This is a genomic window from Hyphomonas sp. (assembly GCF_965284475.1).
In the GTDB taxonomy this organism is placed as follows: domain Bacteria; phylum Pseudomonadota; class Alphaproteobacteria; order Caulobacterales; family Hyphomonadaceae; genus Hyphomonas.
The window spans coordinates 2,043,321-2,062,465 of record NZ_OZ260087.1 but is presented as its reverse complement, the minus strand read 5'-3'; the positions used below and the strand labels follow the sequence as shown (position 1 = coordinate 2,062,465).

General features: G+C 61.8%; 22 protein-coding genes. 13 read left to right on the top strand and 9 right to left on the bottom strand.

Translation table 11 applies throughout. The features are described from left to right. Positions 1 to 435, bottom strand: coding sequence for a hypothetical protein (locus tag ACQ66M_RS10175; protein ID WP_430403617.1), 435 nt, complete (start codon positions 433 to 435; stop codon positions 1 to 3). A 296-nt stretch (positions 436 to 731) separates the two neighbouring features. Here ACQ66M_RS10175 and ACQ66M_RS10170 point away from each other — a divergent pair, with 296 nt between their 5' ends. The 3 genes from ACQ66M_RS10170 to ACQ66M_RS10160 all read left to right on the top strand — a co-directional run bounded on the left by ACQ66M_RS10170 (position 732) and on the right by ACQ66M_RS10160 (position 3,110). Then, complete coding sequence (locus ACQ66M_RS10170; protein ID WP_430403615.1) at positions 732 to 2,297, top strand: FAD-binding domain-containing protein; 1,566 nt, start codon at positions 732 to 734, stop codon at positions 2,295 to 2,297. A gap of 233 nt (positions 2,298 to 2,530) precedes the next feature. Then, positions 2,531 to 2,713: a hypothetical protein gene (locus ACQ66M_RS10165; RefSeq protein WP_350170438.1), complete on the top strand. Its 183-nt coding sequence runs from the start codon at positions 2,531 to 2,533 to the stop codon at positions 2,711 to 2,713. Positions 2,714 to 2,798: 85 nt separating this feature from the next. Further along, entirely contained in the window at positions 2,799 to 3,110 is a 312-nt protein-coding gene (locus tag ACQ66M_RS10160) for a UrcA family protein (RefSeq protein WP_430403613.1), read from the top strand. Positions 3,111 to 3,231: 121 nt separating this feature from the next. Here the strand turns inward: ACQ66M_RS10160 and ACQ66M_RS10155 are convergent, their stop codons facing one another. Beyond that, on the bottom strand, positions 3,232 to 3,759 hold the full coding sequence (locus ACQ66M_RS10155; protein WP_430403612.1) for a SixA phosphatase family protein: 528 nt from the start codon (positions 3,757 to 3,759) through the stop codon (positions 3,232 to 3,234). Positions 3,760 to 3,887: 128 nt separating this feature from the next. Between ACQ66M_RS10155 and ACQ66M_RS10150 the strand changes: the two genes are divergently transcribed. The 4 genes from ACQ66M_RS10150 to ACQ66M_RS10135 all read left to right on the top strand — a co-directional run bounded on the left by ACQ66M_RS10150 (position 3,888) and on the right by ACQ66M_RS10135 (position 6,918). Next, positions 3,888 to 4,526 (top strand): peroxiredoxin, encoded by a 639-nt coding sequence (locus ACQ66M_RS10150; protein WP_430403610.1) that lies wholly within the window; start codon positions 3,888 to 3,890, stop codon positions 4,524 to 4,526. Between the two features lie 149 nt (positions 4,527 to 4,675). Then, complete coding sequence (locus ACQ66M_RS10145; RefSeq protein WP_430403608.1) at positions 4,676 to 5,296, top strand: glutathione S-transferase family protein; 621 nt, start codon at positions 4,676 to 4,678, stop codon at positions 5,294 to 5,296. Positions 5,297 to 5,422: 126 nt separating this feature from the next. Further along, a complete protein-coding gene (locus ACQ66M_RS10140) occupies positions 5,423 to 6,583 on the top strand; it encodes a dipeptidase (RefSeq protein WP_430403606.1) in 1,161 nt (386 codons plus the stop codon). Positions 6,584 to 6,666: 83 nt separating this feature from the next. Further along, positions 6,667 to 6,918, top strand: coding sequence for a DUF3297 family protein (locus ACQ66M_RS10135; protein ID WP_350170444.1), 252 nt, complete (start codon positions 6,667 to 6,669; stop codon positions 6,916 to 6,918). Between the two features lie 4 nt (positions 6,919 to 6,922). Here the strand turns inward: ACQ66M_RS10135 and ACQ66M_RS10130 are convergent, their stop codons facing one another. Beyond that, positions 6,923 to 7,807 (bottom strand): branched-chain amino acid aminotransferase, encoded by an 885-nt coding sequence (locus ACQ66M_RS10130; protein WP_430403604.1) that lies wholly within the window; start codon positions 7,805 to 7,807, stop codon positions 6,923 to 6,925. Between the two features lie 54 nt (positions 7,808 to 7,861). On the opposite strand from ACQ66M_RS10130, the gene ACQ66M_RS10125 reads away from it, so the two are divergent. The 5 genes from ACQ66M_RS10125 (at position 7,862) to ACQ66M_RS10105 (ending at position 13,678) form a co-directional block, all read left to right on the top strand. After that, positions 7,862 to 8,326 (top strand): MarR family winged helix-turn-helix transcriptional regulator, encoded by a 465-nt coding sequence (locus tag ACQ66M_RS10125; RefSeq protein ID WP_350170446.1) that lies wholly within the window; start codon positions 7,862 to 7,864, stop codon positions 8,324 to 8,326. A 1-nt stretch (position 8,327) separates the two neighbouring features. After that, entirely contained in the window at positions 8,328 to 9,014 is a 687-nt protein-coding gene (locus ACQ66M_RS10120; RefSeq protein ID WP_430403602.1) for a response regulator, read from the top strand. A gap of 8 nt (positions 9,015 to 9,022) precedes the next feature. Beyond that, entirely contained in the window at positions 9,023 to 10,315 is a 1,293-nt protein-coding gene (locus ACQ66M_RS10115; protein ID WP_430403600.1) for an ATP-binding protein, read from the top strand. Between the two features lie 56 nt (positions 10,316 to 10,371). Beyond that, positions 10,372 to 11,922: a GNAT family N-acetyltransferase gene (locus ACQ66M_RS10110; RefSeq protein ID WP_350170449.1), complete on the top strand. Its 1,551-nt coding sequence runs from the start codon at positions 10,372 to 10,374 to the stop codon at positions 11,920 to 11,922. 100 nt (positions 11,923 to 12,022) lie between these two features. Beyond that, positions 12,023 to 13,678: an ATP-binding protein gene (locus ACQ66M_RS10105; RefSeq protein WP_430403598.1), complete on the top strand. Its 1,656-nt coding sequence runs from the start codon at positions 12,023 to 12,025 to the stop codon at positions 13,676 to 13,678. A gap of 21 nt (positions 13,679 to 13,699) precedes the next feature. On the opposite strand, the gene ACQ66M_RS10100 is transcribed toward ACQ66M_RS10105, so the two are convergent. The 3 genes from ACQ66M_RS10100 to ACQ66M_RS10090 are packed head-to-tail and all read right to left on the bottom strand — an operon-like array spanning position 13,700 to position 15,215. Then, positions 13,700 to 13,993, bottom strand: coding sequence for a 4a-hydroxytetrahydrobiopterin dehydratase (locus ACQ66M_RS10100; RefSeq protein ID WP_350170451.1), 294 nt, complete (start codon positions 13,991 to 13,993; stop codon positions 13,700 to 13,702). A 3-nt stretch (positions 13,994 to 13,996) separates the two neighbouring features. Then, positions 13,997 to 14,578, bottom strand: coding sequence for a hypothetical protein (locus ACQ66M_RS10095; RefSeq protein ID WP_430403596.1), 582 nt, complete (start codon positions 14,576 to 14,578; stop codon positions 13,997 to 13,999). Continuing rightward, complete coding sequence (locus ACQ66M_RS10090; RefSeq protein WP_350170453.1) at positions 14,565 to 15,215, bottom strand: HAD-IA family hydrolase; 651 nt, start codon at positions 15,213 to 15,215, stop codon at positions 14,565 to 14,567. Before ACQ66M_RS10090 ends, ACQ66M_RS10095 begins: the two co-directional genes overlap by 14 nt. A 107-nt stretch (positions 15,216 to 15,322) precedes the next feature. Between ACQ66M_RS10090 and ACQ66M_RS10085 the strand changes: the two genes are divergently transcribed. Next, on the top strand, positions 15,323 to 16,240 hold the full coding sequence (locus ACQ66M_RS10085) for an SDR family NAD(P)-dependent oxidoreductase (protein WP_430405150.1): 918 nt from the start codon (positions 15,323 to 15,325) through the stop codon (positions 16,238 to 16,240). A gap of 21 nt (positions 16,241 to 16,261) precedes the next feature. On the opposite strand, the gene mtgA is transcribed toward ACQ66M_RS10085, so the two are convergent. From mtgA to ACQ66M_RS10070, 3 genes are read right to left on the bottom strand one after another with little or no spacing between them, the layout of a single operon-like run. Continuing rightward, positions 16,262 to 17,326, bottom strand: a complete 1,065-nt coding sequence (mtgA, locus tag ACQ66M_RS10080) for a monofunctional biosynthetic peptidoglycan transglycosylase (protein ID WP_430403594.1) — start codon at positions 17,324 to 17,326, stop codon at positions 16,262 to 16,264. After that, positions 17,323 to 18,462, bottom strand: coding sequence for a tRNA epoxyqueuosine(34) reductase QueG (gene queG, locus ACQ66M_RS10075; protein WP_430403592.1), 1,140 nt, complete (start codon positions 18,460 to 18,462; stop codon positions 17,323 to 17,325). The genes mtgA and queG overlap by 4 nt, the downstream gene beginning before the upstream one ends. Continuing rightward, positions 18,443 to 19,117, bottom strand: coding sequence for a glutathione S-transferase family protein (locus tag ACQ66M_RS10070; protein WP_430403590.1), 675 nt, complete (start codon positions 19,115 to 19,117; stop codon positions 18,443 to 18,445). The genes queG and ACQ66M_RS10070 overlap by 20 nt, the downstream gene beginning before the upstream one ends. Positions 19,118 to 19,145 lie beyond the last annotated feature (28 nt).

The window sequence follows — 19,145 nt, the reverse complement described above, 5'->3', positions numbered from 1 at the left end:
TCAATTGTCAGGCATTGTATCTGGAGTGATCCTAGTTCTCCATCGCAGGCTCGCCAAGCCTGACGCCGGGTAAAATTGGCCGTGCGGGCTTGAGGGGCGGTGGAGCACATGATGCGTCTTCGCCCAGACGTGCGGCGTGTGGCAGAGCCCATGGATTGGGCGGGCCATGGCGACGGATTGCAGCGGCCCGTAAAGCGACGATGTGAGTGCGACCAGGACCTTGACCGCAGGTGGCCTGCCCGGCGCGGCGAGGCCAGCGCCGATACCGGAGGCATAGGATTGCAGCATCAGGCCCTCCCCAACGGCCCCGGCGTCCGCCGTATGGACACAAAGCCTGCGAGGCCGATCACCCTGATCGAGTTGCGCGGCCGCCGCATCAGGTCGCGCCAGATCTGCGGGAAGCCCCAGAGCCAGCGCAATCGCTGAGCCGGCCATACGCCAAACTGGGGTGGCGGCGCCTCAAGTGTCGGTGGCGAGATCATGCCGCCTCGTCCGCCGCAAACATGTCCGGCTCCGGCAGGGCCACATTCCTTGCCGGGATGACGCATCTTGCTCGAATGAAGAGAACCCATCCGCAGCCATGTGGCTGGAAACGGTCTGTGGATAAGTTCAGCGACAAACCAGAAGCAGACGTCGCTTCGGTCTCCGAACATTCGTCAAAGAAATCGCTCCGGGCGAATTTTGATGCAGAAAAAGCTTGAGCGTCTGCAAGGATGTTCTATATTTGTTCCATGACTGACTTGCATGTTGTCTGGTTCAAGCGCGACCTCCGGGTCCATGATCATGCGCCACTTCTTGCCGCGATGGCTAGCGGCGCACCCGTGCTGCCGCTCTATATTTTCGAACCTGATTTCTGGGCGCAGGCCGAACATTCCCGGCGGCAGTTCGATTTCCTGATGGAAAGCCTCCAGAGCCTCGACGAAGCATTGAAGGCACGCGGTTCGGCATTGTGCCTGCGCGTTGGCAACGCAGCAGAAGTGTTTGCAGGGCTTCACAGGCGCCATGGTCTTGCGGCGATCCACGCGCATGAGGAAACCGGCTCACAATGGACCTATGACCGTGATCGCACGGTGCAGCGTTGGGCCCTCAAGGCAGGTGTCGCATTCCGAGAGCAGCCGCAGAACGGCGTTGTCAGGCGGCATAATGACGTTGAGGCCTGGAAGCGACACTGGGAAGCCTTCATGAGCCTTCCCCGCGCGAAGGCGCCTGAAAGTCTCCCCCCTCCGGACGTGCCGCCTGGTGAATGGCCCATCGCTGAAGACTTTGGTCTGCCGCAAGATCGCTGTCCCGGCCGCCAGCCCGGAGGCCGGGCCGAAGGCGTTGAACTTCTCCGGTCTTTCCTTGCGGCGCGCGGCCGGCGCTATCGCACCGACATGGCGAGCCCCCAGGCCGCCACCGGCGCGTGCTCGCGCCTGTCACCGCATTTCGCATTCGGCACCGTATCGATCCGGGAAGCCTGTCAGGGCGTAATGCGCGCACGGACCGATCTGGAACTTGACGGCGACTCCACCTTTGCCGCGTCGCTGGACGCGTTTCTCTCACGCCTCCAGTGGCACTGCAACGACATGCAGAAATTCGAAAACCAGACCTCGCTGAGTGGACGCAACCTGCTGGGTGAGCCTGATGTGCAGCGCGATGTGTTGTCAGACGGTGACCCGCGTCTTGAAGCATGGATCAATGGCCGCACGGGCTTTCCCTTCCTCGACGCGTGCATGCGTTCGCTCAACCAGACCGGTTGGCTTAATCATCGCGCACGCGCCATGGTCATGGCTTTTGCTTCGCAGCATCTCTGGATGGACTGGCGTCATCCCGCCGCACGCCTCGCGGCCCTGTTCACCGATTTTGAACCGGCGATTCATTATCCCCAGGCGCAGTTGCAATCGGGCGCGTCCGGATCGGCGATCCCGCGAATCTATAATCCCGTGAAGCAATCGCTCGACCATGATCGCGACGGCACGTTCATTCGGCGCTGGGTGCCGGAATTGGCCACGCTGCCGACGGCCCACATTCATGCGCCATGGGACGCGCCCAAGGCTGAACTGGCCGATGCCGGTATTGTTCTGGGGCAGACCTATCCGATGCGCATTGTCGATCACATGGCGGCGGCCCGGGAAGCCCGGGACCGAATCTATTCGGGCAGGGCCACCACGCTCCGGTCCCACGATGCCATGCCGGAAGCGCCCCGCTCCCGCCGCTCAAACCCGGTCAGGAAACAGAAACCGGCCGCTCCGCGCCAACTCGCCTTTGACCTTCGCCTGCCCGACATGGCGGATTCGGGGCGCGCCCCGTCAGCCTGAACAGAATCAGGCCTGACGTTTTTCATCATGAATCGGATTTAACGGGCCTTGTACCGGGACACAGTGCTACCATATCGAAAAACAACGAGGCATAAGTCCCGGATTTATCTCATTTTTATTTTTTTTCGATAAATTATTATTGCTTTTCGATAATTATCACCCTATCTTGTTTGTGTCGACGGCGGAATGGTTCGCCCAAGACATTCAGACCAAGCAAGAAGGACTAGAAGAACATGCCCCCCCGCGCCCGTCTCAACGACATCGAAACCCCTGCCCCTGCCGCCAAGATGGCTCATGCCATCCTGACCGGCGCGGCAACCGCCCGGTCCATGCCGGCCAATGATGTCAGCCTCGGGGGACGACCTGCCTTGCTGGTCCGCCGCCGCCGCCGCTTCGCACGCCGCGACGCCCGCTGATCGTCAGCGTCCAACCGGCGCTGCGCCCCTGCCCCTCGGGGCGCGGCGCCGGTTTTCTTCCCGAGCATTCAAAAGGATCAGAAAGATGAAACGCCCCCTTATTGCCGCCGCCCTGGTTGCCTCCCTCCTCACCGCTCCGGCGCTTGCAGCGAGCGATGACTTCCAGATGGCTGTCACGTTTGACAGCACCGCAGCTGAAACGCCTGAAGGCGCGCCGGCAGAATACACCAAGATTCGGGACGAGGTCGCCAAGCGCTGCGCCGCTGAACATGCAAACTTCCAGGTCGGACAGGATCTGGCCACCTCGCTTTGCACAGCACAGACAATGAGCAAGGCCATAAGCGCGATCGACATTCCCGCGCTTACGGATGTTCACGCTGCCAGAACGGCTGGCTGAACACACCAGAAGCCGCACTCTCCGGCGACACTGCCTCTCCCCTGACCCTGCTCGCCTGCGGCTTCCGACGCCATCCTGCTTTTCTCCAATGGCAGGGTGGCGTCCTCTTTTCGGAGTATCTTCAGGCCGTACCGGCTTCCCGGTAGTCCCTCGCCCGCAGGACATCGGCCAGCCGGAAATGTACCGGCAGGAATGCGCCCTCTTCATCAGCCTCGAACAGGGCAGCGCATGACGTCGGAAATTTCTCCAGCAGCCGCTCCGAACTCGTGAAATCGCTGCTACCGCCGTCCCGCAGGATGTTCAGCGCAAAGTCGTGCAGGCCCGGATTGTGTCCGATTACCATCAAGGTTGACGCGCTGTCATTCTGCCGCACGGCATCGGCGATGCCGCGAACGCCTGACAGATACAGCGACTCCATGGGCCGCACGCGTTCCCCTTCAACCACTTTGGCGACCTCCGAACAGGTTTCGCGCGCCCGCCGGGCCGTTGACACGAGGATGCGTGCCGGACTCCAGCCCTGCGCGACGATTTCCTCGGCAATGCGACGGGCATCCACATGCCCCTGCTCGGTCAGCGCGCGGCCGAAATCGTCGATACCCTCGGTCCAGGCCTCGGTCTTGGCATGACGCATCAGGATCAGGCGTTTCATGGGCGCTTTTTGCTCGCTTTGCCGGGACCATTAGAAAAACTGATCGACACCTTCAGGTGCCGCGCATTGGTTATGCTGTTCTTAGGCACCATTTTCGATCCAGAAATCAAGTGATAGGAGTTTGAATAATGAGCCTTCTGATTGGCGATGTAGCCCCCGACTTTGAAGCAGACACCACGGAAGGCCGGATCAAGTTTCACGAGTGGGCCGGGAAGGACTGGGTTGTCTTCTTCTCGCATCCGGCCGACTTCACCCCGGTTTGCACGACCGAGCTTGGTTATACGGCAAAGCTGAAAGACGAATTTGCCAGGCGCGGGGCCAAGGCGCTGGTTGTATCCGTCGACAGTGTCGAGGATCACAAGCGCTGGATCAAGGATATCGAAGAGACCCAGAATGCCAGCGTGCAGTTCCCGATCATTGCCGATACCGAGCGCAAGGTGGCAACCCTGTACAACATGATCCATCCGAACGCCGATGCGAAAGTCACCGTTCGTGCCGTCTATGTCATTGATCCGGACAAAAAAATCCGCGCCTCAATCGTCTATCCGCCGAGCGCGGGCCGCAATTTCGACGAGGTCCTGCGCCTGATCGACAGCCTGCAACTGACCGACAATTACAAAGTGGCCACGCCGGTGAACTGGCGCGATGGCGAAGACGTCATCATCGTGCCCTCGCTGACGGATCCCGATGAGATCAAACGTCTGTTCCCGAAAGGCTACACGGCGGTGAAGCCCTATCTGAGGTACACGCCCCAGCCCGGCAAATAGCGCCCGCTTCAGCCCCCCACCCGCAATACCCTGGCATTCCCGTCACTCGCCCTTTGGGACGTGACGGGATTTTCATTTTTGCTGCCGGGTTTGGCGTTGACTCCGGCCCGTCACAACCGATAGATCAAAACGGGAACGGAGTGATGATAATGGCCGGGAAACTGACGCTTTACACACACCCGATGTCGCGTGGACGCATTGCCCGCTGGATGCTGGAAGAGACCGGCGCAGAGTATGACACCCGCATCATCAGCTATGACGATGGCATGCGATCACCGGAATATCTCGCGATCAATCCGATGGGCAAGGTGCCGGCCATCACGCATGGCGACAGGGTCGTCACGGAGTGCGCTGCCATTTGCGCCTACCTTGCGGACACCTTCCCGGAGGCCGGTCTCGCGCCAGGACCTGACGAACGCGCCGACTATTACCGGTGGCTGTTCTTCGCGGCAGGCCCTGTCGAAGCAGCGGTCTCCAACAGGTCGCTCGGCATCGACATTCCCGAGGACAAGAAACGGATGATTGGCTATGGCGACTTCGACCTGATGCACGCCACGCTGATTTCAGCCGTCACGGGCCGGGACTTTGTGTGCGGCGACAGGTTTACCGCCGCCGACGTCTATGTCGGGTCGCAGATCGGCTGGGGACTGCAATTCGGCTCCATCCCGGCCAGTCCGGAACTCTCCGCGTATTCCGAACGCGTCTACGCGCGCGAGGCCTTCAAACGGGCGTCGGCCAAGGATGATGCTGCAATGGCCGAAGCGGGCTGACTTCACCCCTCGCCACCCTCCCACGGCCACCCGGCATCCGGTCCTCCATCACTTTCCAAGCGTGACCGCCACCTTGACGGGCCCGCAGACCTCGCCGCTAGTGGCGCAAAAAGGCGGGAGGACAGGATGGGCAAGATAACACGACGTGCCGTGCTGGGCGCGGGGGCCGCGCTTGTGGCAGGGACGGCCTATGGCGTCCATTCACTGCGCAAGCGGCCACGAGCCGCCCCGCTTGGATTTGACCTCAGCGCAGAAGAGCGCGCCCGCGGCACTGCTTTCCTGAAGGCCCATCCTGCCGTGGATGCCCATGCCCATCCCGGACAGACATTCGTGCGGGGTGCCAGCGGCCTGCCGCCCTTGCTGCAGGTCTATTCTGCCAAGGGCACTTTCGAGGGTCGCACCGTGAGCGACATGGTGGAAGGGGGGCTTGCCGCAGCCAGTTTCGCTGCTGTGGCCGATTTCAACGTGCTTGACCTGTCAAGGGAAGCGGGGCTCGTCGAGCGACGCTCCTTCGATGAAGGCGAAGCCTGGGCGAGCTACAAGATTCAGATCACCAATCTGAAAAAGCTGGCGAGCGACGGACTCGTGACACCCTTGTCGGCGCCGGGCGAAATTGGCGCCGTAAGGGCGACCGGCCGTCCGGGCGCGATCTGGACCGTCGAAGGCGCAGATTTCCTGGGCGGCTCCAGCGAGCGGCTGCAGGAAGCCCATGCCGATGGTGTGCGCTCGATCACGCTGGTGCACTATCGCGCCAATGAGATCAGCACCCCGATGACGGACGCAGGCGATGACAGCACGCTTTCACCCGCAGGCGAATCCATCGTGCGCGAAATGAACAGGCTCGGCATGCTGATCGACCTCGCCCACATGCCGGAGACCGCTGCGCGCCGCGTACTGGCGGTCACGGACAGGCCAGTCATGTTCTCGCACACCCACATCAACACCACCGACATGCGCCATCCCCGCTTCATTTCCGCAGACCTGGCCCGGGAAGTCGCCGCGACCGGCGGGCTGATCGGCGCCTGGCCGAGCGGGATCGGCATCAGCGACCTGGCAGGTTATGCTGACCGCATCTTCCAGCTGACCGAGGCCGTTGGCATCAATCATGTCTGCATGGGCACCGACATGGATGGCAATTACAAGCCGGTCTTCGACGACTACCGCCGCCTGCCGGAACTCGCGGGCCTGCTGCTAAAGCGCGGCATGGGCGAGCCGGAAGCAGCGCAGTTCTTCGGCGGCAACCTGCTGCGCGTCTGGCAGCAGGGCAGTGTCGCCGGAAGCCAGTGACGTGCGAGCGAAGACCGGGCCTTGTGCGGACGGCTGAAACGTCCTCTTGAGTCCCGTCCCCGAAGCAGGCAAAGAGCATTCCCATGACAGACACACTTCCAGACCGCCTGAGCGTCAATCCGAAAAGCCCTTACTATGACGAGGCCCTGCTGCTGCGCGGCGTTGGTGTACGTTTCAAGGGCGAAGAGAAAACCAATGTCGAGGAGTACTGCGTCTCCGAAGGCTGGATTCGCGTCTCCGCCGGCAAGGCCGTCGACCGCAAGGGCAATCCCCTGACAATGCTGCTCAAAGGTCCGGTCGAAGTCTGGATCAAGGACGACCAGGCCGAAGGCTGAAGCGCTAGAGCGCCAGCTCCATCTTGCCGTTCACAAGCCGTGTATAGTCATCCACCAAGGCGTGGCTGATTTCAGCAGGCTTGTAGACATGCGCGCCGATCTCCGCGACCGGTGTGATCTCGGCGGCGCTGCCCGTGATGAAACATTCCGAAAAGCTCGCCAGCTCGTCCGGCATGATCGCCCGCTCGACGACTTCGATCTGGCGGGCCCTGGCAAGCTTGATCGCTGTCTGGCGCGTCAGCCCGTTGAGGAAGCAGTCAGGCGTCGGCGTATGCAGGACGTTATCGCGCACGAAGAAGATGTTTGCGCCTGTGGCTTCGGCAATCTGCCCCCGGTAATCGAGCATCAGCGCATCAGCATAGCCCGCCTTTTCGGCTGCATGCTTGGACAGCGTGCAGATCATGTAAAGGCCAGCCGCCTTGGCGTGGCATGGCGCAGTGTCGGGGGCCGGGCGGCGCCACTCGGCATGCGTCATCCGGATGCCCTTCATCTTGTCGGCAAAATAGTCACCCCAGGCCCAGACGGCCACCGCCAGGTGGATCGTGTTGTTCTGCGCCGAAACGCCCATCATCTCCGATCCGCGCCAGGCGATGGCACGAACATAGGCGCTGTCCAGCCCGGACTTTGCCAGGGCTTCCCGCTTGGCCTCTTCCAGCTGTTCAACCGTGAACGGGATCTCGAAGCCCATGATGCGGGCGGAATTGTGCAGGCGTTGCGAGTGGTCGAGCGAACGGAAAATCTTGCCGCCATAGGCGCGCTCGCCTTCGAACACGGCAGAGGCATAGTGCAGCGCATGGGTCAGGATGTGGACCTTGCTGTCACGCCAGGCGACGAATTCGCCGTCCATCCAGATGTACCCGTCGCGGTCGTCATAAGGGATACTTGCCATGGATTTCAGCGCTCCTCGCTTGCACTTTTTATGTATTCGCGTTCATTTCAGACTATGGCCCCTGACGTCAACCTGAACAGACCATTCGATCCGCGCCTTTTCCTGATGGATCAGGAACTTGATCGCGGCGTCGGCCTGCTGCTGGCGGGTGGGCGCGAACTCATGTCTGCCGCAGAATCAGCCCGCAGGAAAGCAGGGCTGAGCAAGCCAGAAATGCAAATTCTCATATCGATCCGCTATGAGCCGGGCCGCACAGTCAGTGAGATGCGCGAAGCGCTGGGCATGACGGTCCCCACTTTTGCACGCCTGATCGGCGGGCTCGACGCGCGCGGCCTGATCGAGCGCGAACGCGAAGAACGGGACGGCCGCCGCCGCACACTGGTCCTGTCTGACGCCGGGGTCACCCTGACCACCCCGATTGCCATTGTCCTGCGCGAACGCCTGCGCCTCGCCTTCCGGGCGGCAGGCCCGGACTCTGTGGCTGGCATGCGGCTCGCACTCGAGGCGCTGTCCAGGTGAGATGGCCATGAAGGATCCTGCCCACATTCTCGTTGTCGATGATGATGACCGCATCCGGGACCTGCTGAAACGGTTCCTGGCGCGCGAAGGCTACCGGGTCACGACGGCAAGCGATGCCGTCTCGGCACGCCGCATGTTTTCAAGTATGGAGTTCGATCTCGCGATACTTGACGTCATGATGCCCGGTGAAGACGGTCTCTCCCTGCTGGCCGGCATGCGGGAAGGACGGCAGAAGGAGACGCCCGTCATGCTTCTGACTGCGCGCGACCAGGCGAGTGACCGCATTGCAGGCCTGCGCACCGGTGCGGACGACTATCTGCCAAAGCCATTTGAGCCTGAAGAACTGGCCCTGCGCTGCGCGGCCATCCTGCGCCGGTCGCAAAAGGACACGCCGCCCGAAGAGGTCGAAATGTCCGGCCTTGTGTTCAACGCCGCCCGCGGCGAATTGCGCGAGGGCGACAAGCGCATCCGCCTGACGGATGCGGAACTGCAATTATTGACCGTACTTGCGGCGAAAGCCGGCGAACCCGTTGAACGGGAAGACCTTGCTGCGCTCACATCTGCCGGCATGGAACGCTCGGTCGACGTCCAGGTCACCCGGCTGCGCCGCAAGATAGAGCCCAACCCGCGTGAACCCATCCATATCCAGACCGTGCGAGGCGTTGGCTATCGCCTGATGCCGGATTGAGACGTCGCATGTTTCGCCTGAGGGATATAACGCCGCGCGGGCTCTATGCGCGCAGCCTGCTTCTGGTCGTGGCCCCGGTCGTGCTGATCCTCGCGCTGATGACCTGGTACTATTACAACAGCCATCTCGCCGAGGTGAACCGCAAGCTGGCCCAGTCGATTGCCCGGGACGCGGCGCTGATCCAGTCCTATTGCGACGAACGCCCTGACACGCCCATCACGCGCGAACGGCTCGAAGGCGACCTCGACGTGACGTTCGAATGCGACCATGTCGATCCGGAGACAGGCGCCCTGGAACTGACGCGCACATTCGCCTATGGCCGAACCCTGCGCGAGGAGCTCGAAACGCGGCTGGGCGTGCCGGTCGATGTCAGCATCGACCCCGCGACGATGCTCCATTTCCGCTTCCCTTCCGGCAGCGATACCGTGGAAATTCTCATCGAGCGCAAACGCGCCCTGACAGTGAACTCCCACTTCTTCATCGTCTGGGTGATCGCATCGTCCCTGCTGATGCTCGCCCTCGCGGTCGCCTTCCTCAACCAGCAGGTCCGCTCGATCCTGCGCCTCTCGGACGCCGCCCGCGCCTTTGGGCGGGGACGCGATGCCCCGGACTTCCGACCGTCCGGGGCCACCGAGGTGCGCGATGCGGCCCGCGCGCTGCTCGACATGAAGAGCCGCCTGACAGCATTTGCCGACCAGCGCACGGCGATGCTGGCCGGCGTCAGTCACGACTTGCGCACACCGCTTACGCGCCTCAAACTCTCTCTCGCCATGATGGAGCCGACCGAGGATCTCCGTGCCGCCCAGTCGGACCTGGATGATATGGCCATGATGCTGGACGAATACCTGACCTTCGCCCGCGGTGAGGAAGGAGACGAGGCCATCTCGCTGGACCTTTCCGATCTCGTCCGCGAAGCGGCCTCAGGGTTTGGCGCGCATGTCGCCGTCGCAGGTCCGAATGCCATGCGCGTGACAGGACGCCCCCTCGCCCTCAAGCGGGCGATCAACAACCTGATCTCGAACGCCGTCAAATACGCAACGGATATCCGGGTCACCCTGGTCGACGGGCCCCATGCCGCAGAAGTCCACGTTGACGATAACGGCCCCGGCATTGCCCCCGAGCGCCGCGAGGAGGCGTTCCGCCCGTTCTCCCGGCTCGATGAAGCGCGAACCCAGAACGCATCGGGAACCGGACTGGGACTGACCCTTGCGCGCGACACGGCAAGGGCGCATGGAGGGGACCTGCGCCTGTCGGACAGTGTCCTCGGGGGTTTGCGTGCGAGCCTGCGCCTGCCTCACTAGCCGGAACACATTCCAAGACGGCACCTCATTTCCTCTACCTTGTAACCGGAGAGCCCATGTCGACCTCAGCTGCCAAACTGATCATCCGCAACGCGACACCTGCCGATGCAGGTGCGATGATCAGCCTGTCGGAACGCATCTACGGCCCCGGCATGGGCTATACGCGCGACAACCTGCTCGGACATATCAACCGCTTCCCTGAGGGTCAGTTCGTCGCCGAATACGAGGGCAGGATTGTCGGCCATTGCGCCACATTCATGATCAATTCCGACATCGCCTTCGCGCCGCATACCTGGGACGAAATCACCGGTGTAGGGTTCGCCGCGCGGCATGATCCGGAAGGCGATGTGCTCTACGGCATGGACGTGGGTGTCGACCCGGAATTCCGCCGCCTGCGGATTGGCCAGCGCTTCTACCGGGTTCGCCAGGAACTGTGCCAGTACCTCGAACTGAAGGGTATCGTGTTTGGCGGCCGCATGCCCGGCTATGCGAGGCGCGCCAAGGAATATCCGGACCCGGCCGATTATGTGGCGGCAGTGGTCGGGTCGAAACTGAAGGATCAGGTGATAACTTTCCAGCTCCGCCAGGGGTTCGAACCAATCGGCGTGCTGAAAAACTATCTCGACGGCGATGCCGCCTCGATGAACCATGCCACGCACATGTTCTGGAAAAACCCGCTGGCGCAGGAGGAGATCAAGGCCAAACCAAGCCTCGGAGGCACTCATCTGCCTGAAAGCGTCCGCATAACTACGGTCCAGTTCCAGATGCGGAAAATCCAGGCCATCAGCGAGTTCGAGGCCCAGGTCGAATATTTTGTCGATATCGCATCTGACTATCGCTCGGATTTTGTCGTCTTCCCGGAACTCTTCACACTGCAATTGCTGTCGCTGGAGAAAACGCCGCTGGCGCCGATCGACGCCATCGAGAAGATTTCCGAATATACACCGCGCTTCATCGAATTCATGGAGAAGCTGGCGGTCTCCTACAATATCAATATTGTTGGCGGGTCGCACCCGAGCAAGATGGAGAATGGCGACATTCTCAACATCTCATATGTCTTCCTGCGCGACGGATCTGTTCACACACAGCAGAAGCTTCATCCCACGCCGTCCGAGCGCCGCTGGTGGAATATCCAGGGCGGCAAGGGCAACACCGTGATCCAGACCGATTGTGGCCCGATCGGGGTGATGATCTGCTATGACAGCGAATTCCCGGAACAGGCCCGCCACCTCGTCGATCAGGGCGCACTCCTCCTCTTCGTACCCTTCTGCACGGATGAGCGCCGCGGATACCTGCGCGTGCGCTATTGCTGCCAGGCCCGCGCAGTCGAAAACCAGTGCTATGTCGTCATGTCCGGTGTCGTGGGCAATTTGCCCAATGTCGAAAACATGGACATCCACTACGCTGAAAGCTGCATCCTCACGCCGTCAGACTTTCCGTTTTCGCGCGATGGTATCGCGGCCGACACACCGGCCAACACCGAAACAGTTGCCCTCGCAGACCTGTCCCTCTCCGACCTGCTGACCGCGCGCCAGTCCGGCGCGGTGCAGAACCTCAAGGACAGGCGTTTCGACCTGTACCAGGTCGCGTGGACCAAGGGCAGCTGACGCTGAGGAAGCCAGGGAATTGCCGCTACGGACAGCGGTTTTACACTCCCTACATGTTTTCGGCCTAGTCTGCCGGGAGGGTGACGCTTGGACCAACAGAATGACCGAAACTGCACTGACGCTGTCTGATACGGATTGGCGCTCCCTGGACAGATTGCAGGTCGGATTCACGGTCTTTCGTCCCGATTTGAGCCTTCTGTTTGCGAACAGGACTGCACGGTCCCACTGGCCGATCATGTATTCCAGCCTGGATGACGGCGCCTCTCTGTTCGATGCCGTAGGCCTGCAGATGCGAAGCGTGTTCCCGCGCATCAATGAGGCCACTTTCCAGGTCCGCCAGTCGCTGGTGATGGATGCAATCCGCAAGTGTAGCGAACTTGACATGGTCACGGCGACCGGGCGGCACGTGGTCGCGACCTATTCCCGACTCGACGATGACCTCGTGGTCGGTATCGCTCATGACGTCACCGACCTGGTGAAACGGGAAGTCTCGCTGAAAGACGCCCGCCGGGATGCGGTAACTGCCAGCGAAGCAAAGTCCGAATTCCTTGCCACGATGAGCCACGAGATACGCACGCCGCTGAACGGGGTCATCGGGATGTCGGAAGCCTTGCAGCACAGGCAGTTGGGCGCCGCCGAAAAGGAAATGGTCGACACGATCGTGGACAGTTCCCACACCATGCTTGTGCTGCTCAACGATATCCTCGACCTGTCGAAGATCGAGGCAGGTCGCCTCGACATCAATCCGGTTGTGGAAAACGTTCGTGAGCGCATATGCTGGCTCAAGCGTACCTATGCGCCCATTGCGCGCAAGAAAGGCCTCTCGCTCGAGGTCGCTTTCGATCCCAGGCTTCCGGAATATCTGGCCTTCGATGCGACACGTGCGCGCCAGTGTATCGACAATCTGGTGTTCAACGCGCTCAAGTTCACATCCAGAGGTGGTGTGACAATCGCCGTGATGGCCGGCGACATGTCCCGGGACGGTCGCATCACCCTCACCGTGCACGTCTGCGATACAGGCATCGGCATCGCGCCTGAACAGCGCGAGCGCATGTTCAACACGTTTGAACAGGCCGACGGATCCACCAGCCAGCGCTTTGGGGGATCGGGCCTCGGACTCGCGATTTCACGCAAGCTTGCGCGCCTGATGGGTGGCGACATCACATGCACCAGCAAACCGGGTGAAGGATCCGTCTTCTCGCTTTCCTTCGAAACACGTCTCGCTGAGGAGCCGAAAGACGGCCCTGCTTCATTGAGGGTCGGTCCCCTGCGCGAGACCTTTTCGCTCAAGGGAATTCGCGCGCTTGTCGTTGATGACAATGAGATCAATTTGCGGGTCGCACGCGCAGCGCTTGAACCTCTTGGGGTCGAGGTCACGGAGGCCACCAGCGGACGACAGGCGCTCATCACGCTTTCCAGGACGGAGATCGATATCGTGCTTCTCGATTCCCACATGCCGGGCATGGATGGACCGGAAACCCTGAAACACATCCGCCAGAGCGGCATGCCCTGGTCCATCGTACCCGTTATCGCAGTCACCGCTGACGCCATGGCAGGCGACCGGACGAAATACCTCGCGATGGGGATGGACGAATACATCGCCAAGCCGATACTCGAGCGCGAACTCATGACCGCGCTATCGCGTATCAAGAGCAGACTGCGCACACGATCCAGCCGCCGCTCTCCAGCCTTCAGCGACACTTTCCTCGACGTATCAACCGCAGCCAATCTTCAAAAACTGCTGCAGACCAACTGATCCGGGCTGAGCCACGGGCCATCAGCTGAGTCTGGCCGCAAGCGCGTCCATGAACGTCGCCAGTTCCACATCCTTCTCCGACACGCCATCCACATCATGCGTTGTCAGGGTCACCTCGACCTTGTTGTAGACGTTGAACCATTCGGGATGATGATCCATCGCCTCGGCCTTGAGCGCCACCGATGACATGAACCCCCACGCCGTCTTGAAGTCGGAAAACCTGAACGTCTTCTTCATGATGTCACGCTCGCCAGTCCCGGCTGCCCAGCCGTCCACTTTTTTGAGCGCAGCGCTCGCGCCGATCTTGCCTGCCATTACCTAATCCTCTCCGTCGAGCCCGAGCACGAAATATACCCAGCGACCATCTTCCGCGATTGCGGTTCGCATGCCCGGATACCCTTTCCCGTCGCGTATAAGGGCAATGCCGTCATCGCCGATCAGTTCCCTCAGCCGCTTGCGATCCTGAAACGACATCTTCTCGGGGATCAGGTCTGCCGCATCGCGTGCGGCAAGGTCCGGCCAGACATACCAGCGTTCACCATCCACCTCCCGCACACCCGCCGGCTCATCAAGCAACTGGCGAAGCTTGAGGTTGGGATCAAGGCCGGTGCGCCGCAGCAGGTCCCAGAAATCCCTGTGCGGCTGGCCGCCGAAATTGGAGATGAACCCGTCGCTCGCTTCCGCCATTCGCGACAGGCCGCCCAATGAGCCAGCCCGGGCGTGTCTCAGCAAAGTGTCGCGAGTCTTGCTGACCTCACCGGAAATCTCGACGGGTTCGGGTGCAACAGGGGCCTGTGTCAGGCTCTCTTCCGGAATGGCAGGCGCGGGTTCATCGCCGCCCCGGCTGCATGCGGCGAGGGCAAAGGCCCCGACCGCAAGGAGTACGCTACGCCAGCGCATAGCCGGTCACGGCCTGGAGGTCGCTCAGCAGCTGATCCTCGCCGAGCACCTTGATCGTTGTCATGCCCATCTGGCGTGCCGGCTTCAGGTTGATGCCCAGGTCATCCAGATAGACACACTCTTGCGGTGCCACGTCGAGTGCCTCGCACATCAAGGCATAGATACGCGGGTCCGGCTTGCGAATGCCAAGCTTCGAGCTTTCAATGACATGATCGAACCGGGCAAATACCTTTTCCAGTTCTGCCGCCTTTGCGGCATCATTCGTCATCGAAGCCCCCTTGCCGATTGGCGCATTATTCGTGATGCAGCCGACCTTGCCTTTCGCCTTGCAGGCATCCAGCGCCGCCACGACCCGCGGGCGCAGCGATCCTGACAGCAGGGACAACACGTCGCGGCCGGGCACTTCATGCCCCAGGGCCATCGATTCAGAGCGGAACATCGCATCGAAACCGGCAGCGTCCACTTCGCTACGCTCGAGCAGTGCCCAGGCGTTCTCCAGCGGATTCACTGCATTTACGGAGCGGATAAAGTCCTTTGGCAGGTCATTTTCTTCTTCATATCGCGTGAAGGCATCGAAGGGTGAGGAGGTGAAAACGCCCCCGAAATCCCAGATTACTGCTTTGAACGTTTTTTCCATAGGGCAGCTTTAGCCTTCCTCAAATCGAGTTTCAAACCTTGAACATTGCTTGGCCGTATCTAGGGTGCCCGTCAATGACATCGGAAAAACGCAAAGGAATGGCGATCATGGGCGTGCTTGAAGGCAAAACAGTACTCATCACAGGCGGCGGCAACGGTATCGGGCGCGAAACCGCGCTGCTCGCGGCACGCGAGGGTGCCAAAGTGGTTGTCAATGATCTCGGCGGTGGCCTCACCGGGGGCGACGAGGGCGACGCCGGTCCGGCCGAGAAAGTCGCGACTGAAATCCGCGCAGCGGGCGGCGAGGCGGTGTCAAATTCGGAAAGCGTTACCGACATGCGCGCCGTCGAAGGCATGGTCGAACAGGCCAGGGACACGTTCGGCTCGCTCGACGCGATTATCAACCCGGCCGGCATCCTGCGCGACGGCATGTTCCACAAGATGAGCGAAAATGACTGGGACAGTGTCATCGACGTTCACCTGCGCGGCAGCTTCAATGTCACGCGCGCGGCCATCGAGCTGTTTCGCGAAAAGGAAAACGGCGCCTTCGTGCTGTTTACGTCCACGTCCGGCATCATCGGCAATATTGGCCAGGCCAACTATGCCGCCGCCAAGATGGGCATTGTCGGTCTCTCGCGCATCATCGCCATGGAGGGCGAACGCAAGAATGTCCGCTCCAACGTCATCGCGCCATTCGCCTGGACCCGCATGATCGCCTCCATCCCGGTCAAGGACGAAGCCGGCGCCCAGCGTGTCGAGCGGATCAAGAATTCCATGCGCGCAGACCAGGTGGCCCAACTGGCCGTCGCACTCTGCGCCGACAAGGCCAGGCATGTCAGCGGACAGATTTTCATCGTACGCGGGAATGAAGTGATCCTGTGCGACCAGCCCCGGCCGGTCAAATCGGTCGCCCGCATGGAAGGATGGACACCTGACAGCCTGATCGACAATGCCTTCCCTGCCATGCAGGGCAGCTTTACCGATCTCGGCGCATCGGCCAGCGTCTTCCCTTACGATCCGGTCTAGGCATCAAGGCATCGGCCCGCCCTATAGGGGCGGGTCGTCTGCCGCAGGTTCAGGATCACTCGCGATATCCTCGCGCGGACGCAGGTCCACAGGGCCGGACGGCTCGTCAGGCGCCTGCATTTCAGGCGCCGATGGCAGGTCAGGCGCATCTTCCGGCAGAGTGAGCGGCTCAGGCTCTTCGGTCACTTCCGGCACAGGCCGGGAAAAGGACTCGTCAGCCGCATCGAGCACATCATTCAGCGGATCATCACGCCCGACCTGGGGTTCAGGGCCGGCCTCCTCCGGCAGCGGCGCCGGTTCAGGCGGCAGGTCCGGCATGACCTCTGGCGGTGGCGGCGCCGGAGCGCCCTTCACAGGCGGCAGCGGCGCGGGGCGCTTGTCGCCGAACACGCACGCATCCAGCCCCTGATTGCGCACGACGCGCATGCGCGCCTGCAAGGTGCCGGCACGGCTGGAGACATAAGGCCCTGGCGGATCAATACGCCACTTGTTCGGGCTGGGCAGCACGGCCGCCAGCAGGGCTGCTTCGCGTTCGGTCAATGCCGCCGCGGATTTGCCAAAGCGCGCCTGCGCAGCAGCCTCCGCTCCGAAAATGCCATCCCCCCATTCGGCGACATTGAGATAGACTTCCATCACGCGCCGCTTGCCCCAGGCATAGTCAATGAATGTAGCCATCCACATGTCACCGGCCTTGCGCGGCGCGCCGCCCCCGTTCCAGAAGAACACGTTCTTGGCGGTCTGCTGGGTGATGGTGGATGCGCCGCGGGCTTTCTTGCCGCGCTGGTATTCGTCAATCGCCTTCTCGATTGCCTCCGGATCAATGCCATGATGCCCGCAAAAGCGCGTATCCTCGGCTGCAATCACAGCGCTGACCAGATGCGGGGACATGTCCTCAAGCGGGGTGAGGTTCCGGCGGATCGTCTCGCCGCCCGCCGCCCGCTGCACCATCAGGATTGTGCCGGGCACCGGCAGGAAGATCAGCGCAGCCGCATACAGGTGCACGGCCACGAAGAGGCCTGCGATCAGCTTCACCAGCCGCCCGAGCCACACGCGTACAGGTCCCTTGCCGCCCGCTCCACCCGTCATGCTGCTTCGTCCCATTCCGCCATAACGCCCGGATCAAGCTCGCGATCCCGGCGCCCCGACTTCTCTGTCTGAAATCTGTCAGGATCAAGACGGCTCAGCGCCCATATCGCCGCCCCGCGCACTTCCGGCGCACTGTCGTCGAGCAGGCGCAGAAGCGGTGGGACAAGCTGGCTGTTACCCGAATTGCCGATGGCAATGCAGACATTGCGCACAAACCGGTCGCGGCCGCTGCGCTTGACCGGCGAACCGGAAAACACGTCACGGAACGTGGCATCGTCCAGGGCTGCCAGCTCATCGAGGCCGGGCGCTTTCAGTTCGGCTCGCGCATGCAACCCTGACTCCGAGGCAGACGCCGCAAACTTGTTCCATGGGCATACCGCCAGGCAATCGTCGCAGCCGTAAATCCGGTTGCCCATCGCCTCGCGGAATTCCCGCGGGATGGGGCCGGCATGCTCGATGGTCAGGTAGGAAATGCACCGGCGCGCATCGAGCTGGTAAGGCGCGGGAAAGGCATTGGTGGGGCAGATATCGAGGCAAGCCCGGCAGGACCCGCAATGGTCGGTTTCCGCCACATCCGGAACCAGTTCAGCTTCGGTCAGCATCACGCCCAGGAAAAACCAGGAACCGAGCTCGCGGCTGACCAGGTTCGTGTGCTTGCCCTGCCAGCCCATACCGGCCTTTGCTGCGAGGGGTTTTTCCATCAGCGGCGCAGTATCAACGAAGACTTTCACCTCCGCGCCCGTCTCCGACACGAAGGCGCGCGCCAGCTGTTTCAGGCGTGACTTCAGCAGGTCATGATAATCCTTTCCCCTGGCATAGACTGAGATATTGCCGAGGCTGCGCTCGGCCAGCATGTCCATCGGATCGTGACCCGGTCCGTAATTCAGCGCCACGACGACAGCCGATTTCGCATCCGCCCACATGGCTGTCGGGGCCCTGCGTCGCTCCAGCGTCGTTTCCATCCATTCCATCTGGCCATGGCGGCCTTCGGAGACAAAGGTCTCCAGCCGCTCGCCTGCCACCCAGGGTTCATCGGCACGGGCGATGCGCACGCTGTCAAAGCCGAGCGAGCGCGCCGCCTCCTTCAGGAAGGCTTCGGGCGAACCGGACAGGGGATCAGAAATCGAGGTCGGCATAATGGGCTACCGGCCGGGTTCCGTCGATCCGGTCGCCCAGCAGCGGGCGGAAACTCGGACGGGACTTGATCCGGCCATACCAGGTCTTCAGGTCCGGAACCGCATCCCATTCGACATCACCGAAATAATCATAGGCAGACAGATGGGCCGCAGCCGAGAGGTCTGCAATCGACAGTGTCCGGCCAGCCAGGTTGCCATTCAGTTCCACCATGGCGTTCAGGAAAGTCAGCCGTCCCCGCAAGGCGTGCGCGCCCCGGCGCAGCTTTTCAGAATCCGGCTGGCGGTCTCGCCGGACCCATTGCATCACACGCTCTGTCAGCAGCTTGTCAGTCACCTCTTCACACCCCGCCTCGACCCAGGCCCAGAGACGCCGCGCCTCTGCGCGCTCATTGCGATCTGCCGGCCACAGCGCCGGTGCCGGCTGAAGCTCTTCCAGCTGTTCGCAGATAGCGCGCGTTCCGCAGGCAAACAGCTTGCCGGCTGGCGTGGCCTCGACCAGGGCGGGCGCGACAGCGCCATGTGCGAGGGCCGCCACATCCGGATGGGGCGCCCAGGGCGTGGATGCATGTGATTCAAATGTTTCGCCTTTCTCGCCGAGAACGAGACGCACCAGCCGTCCGGCTGGATCGAGAGGCCAATGATAGAGCCGTTTCATGATGGCGATCACTCATAGCAGGCTTATC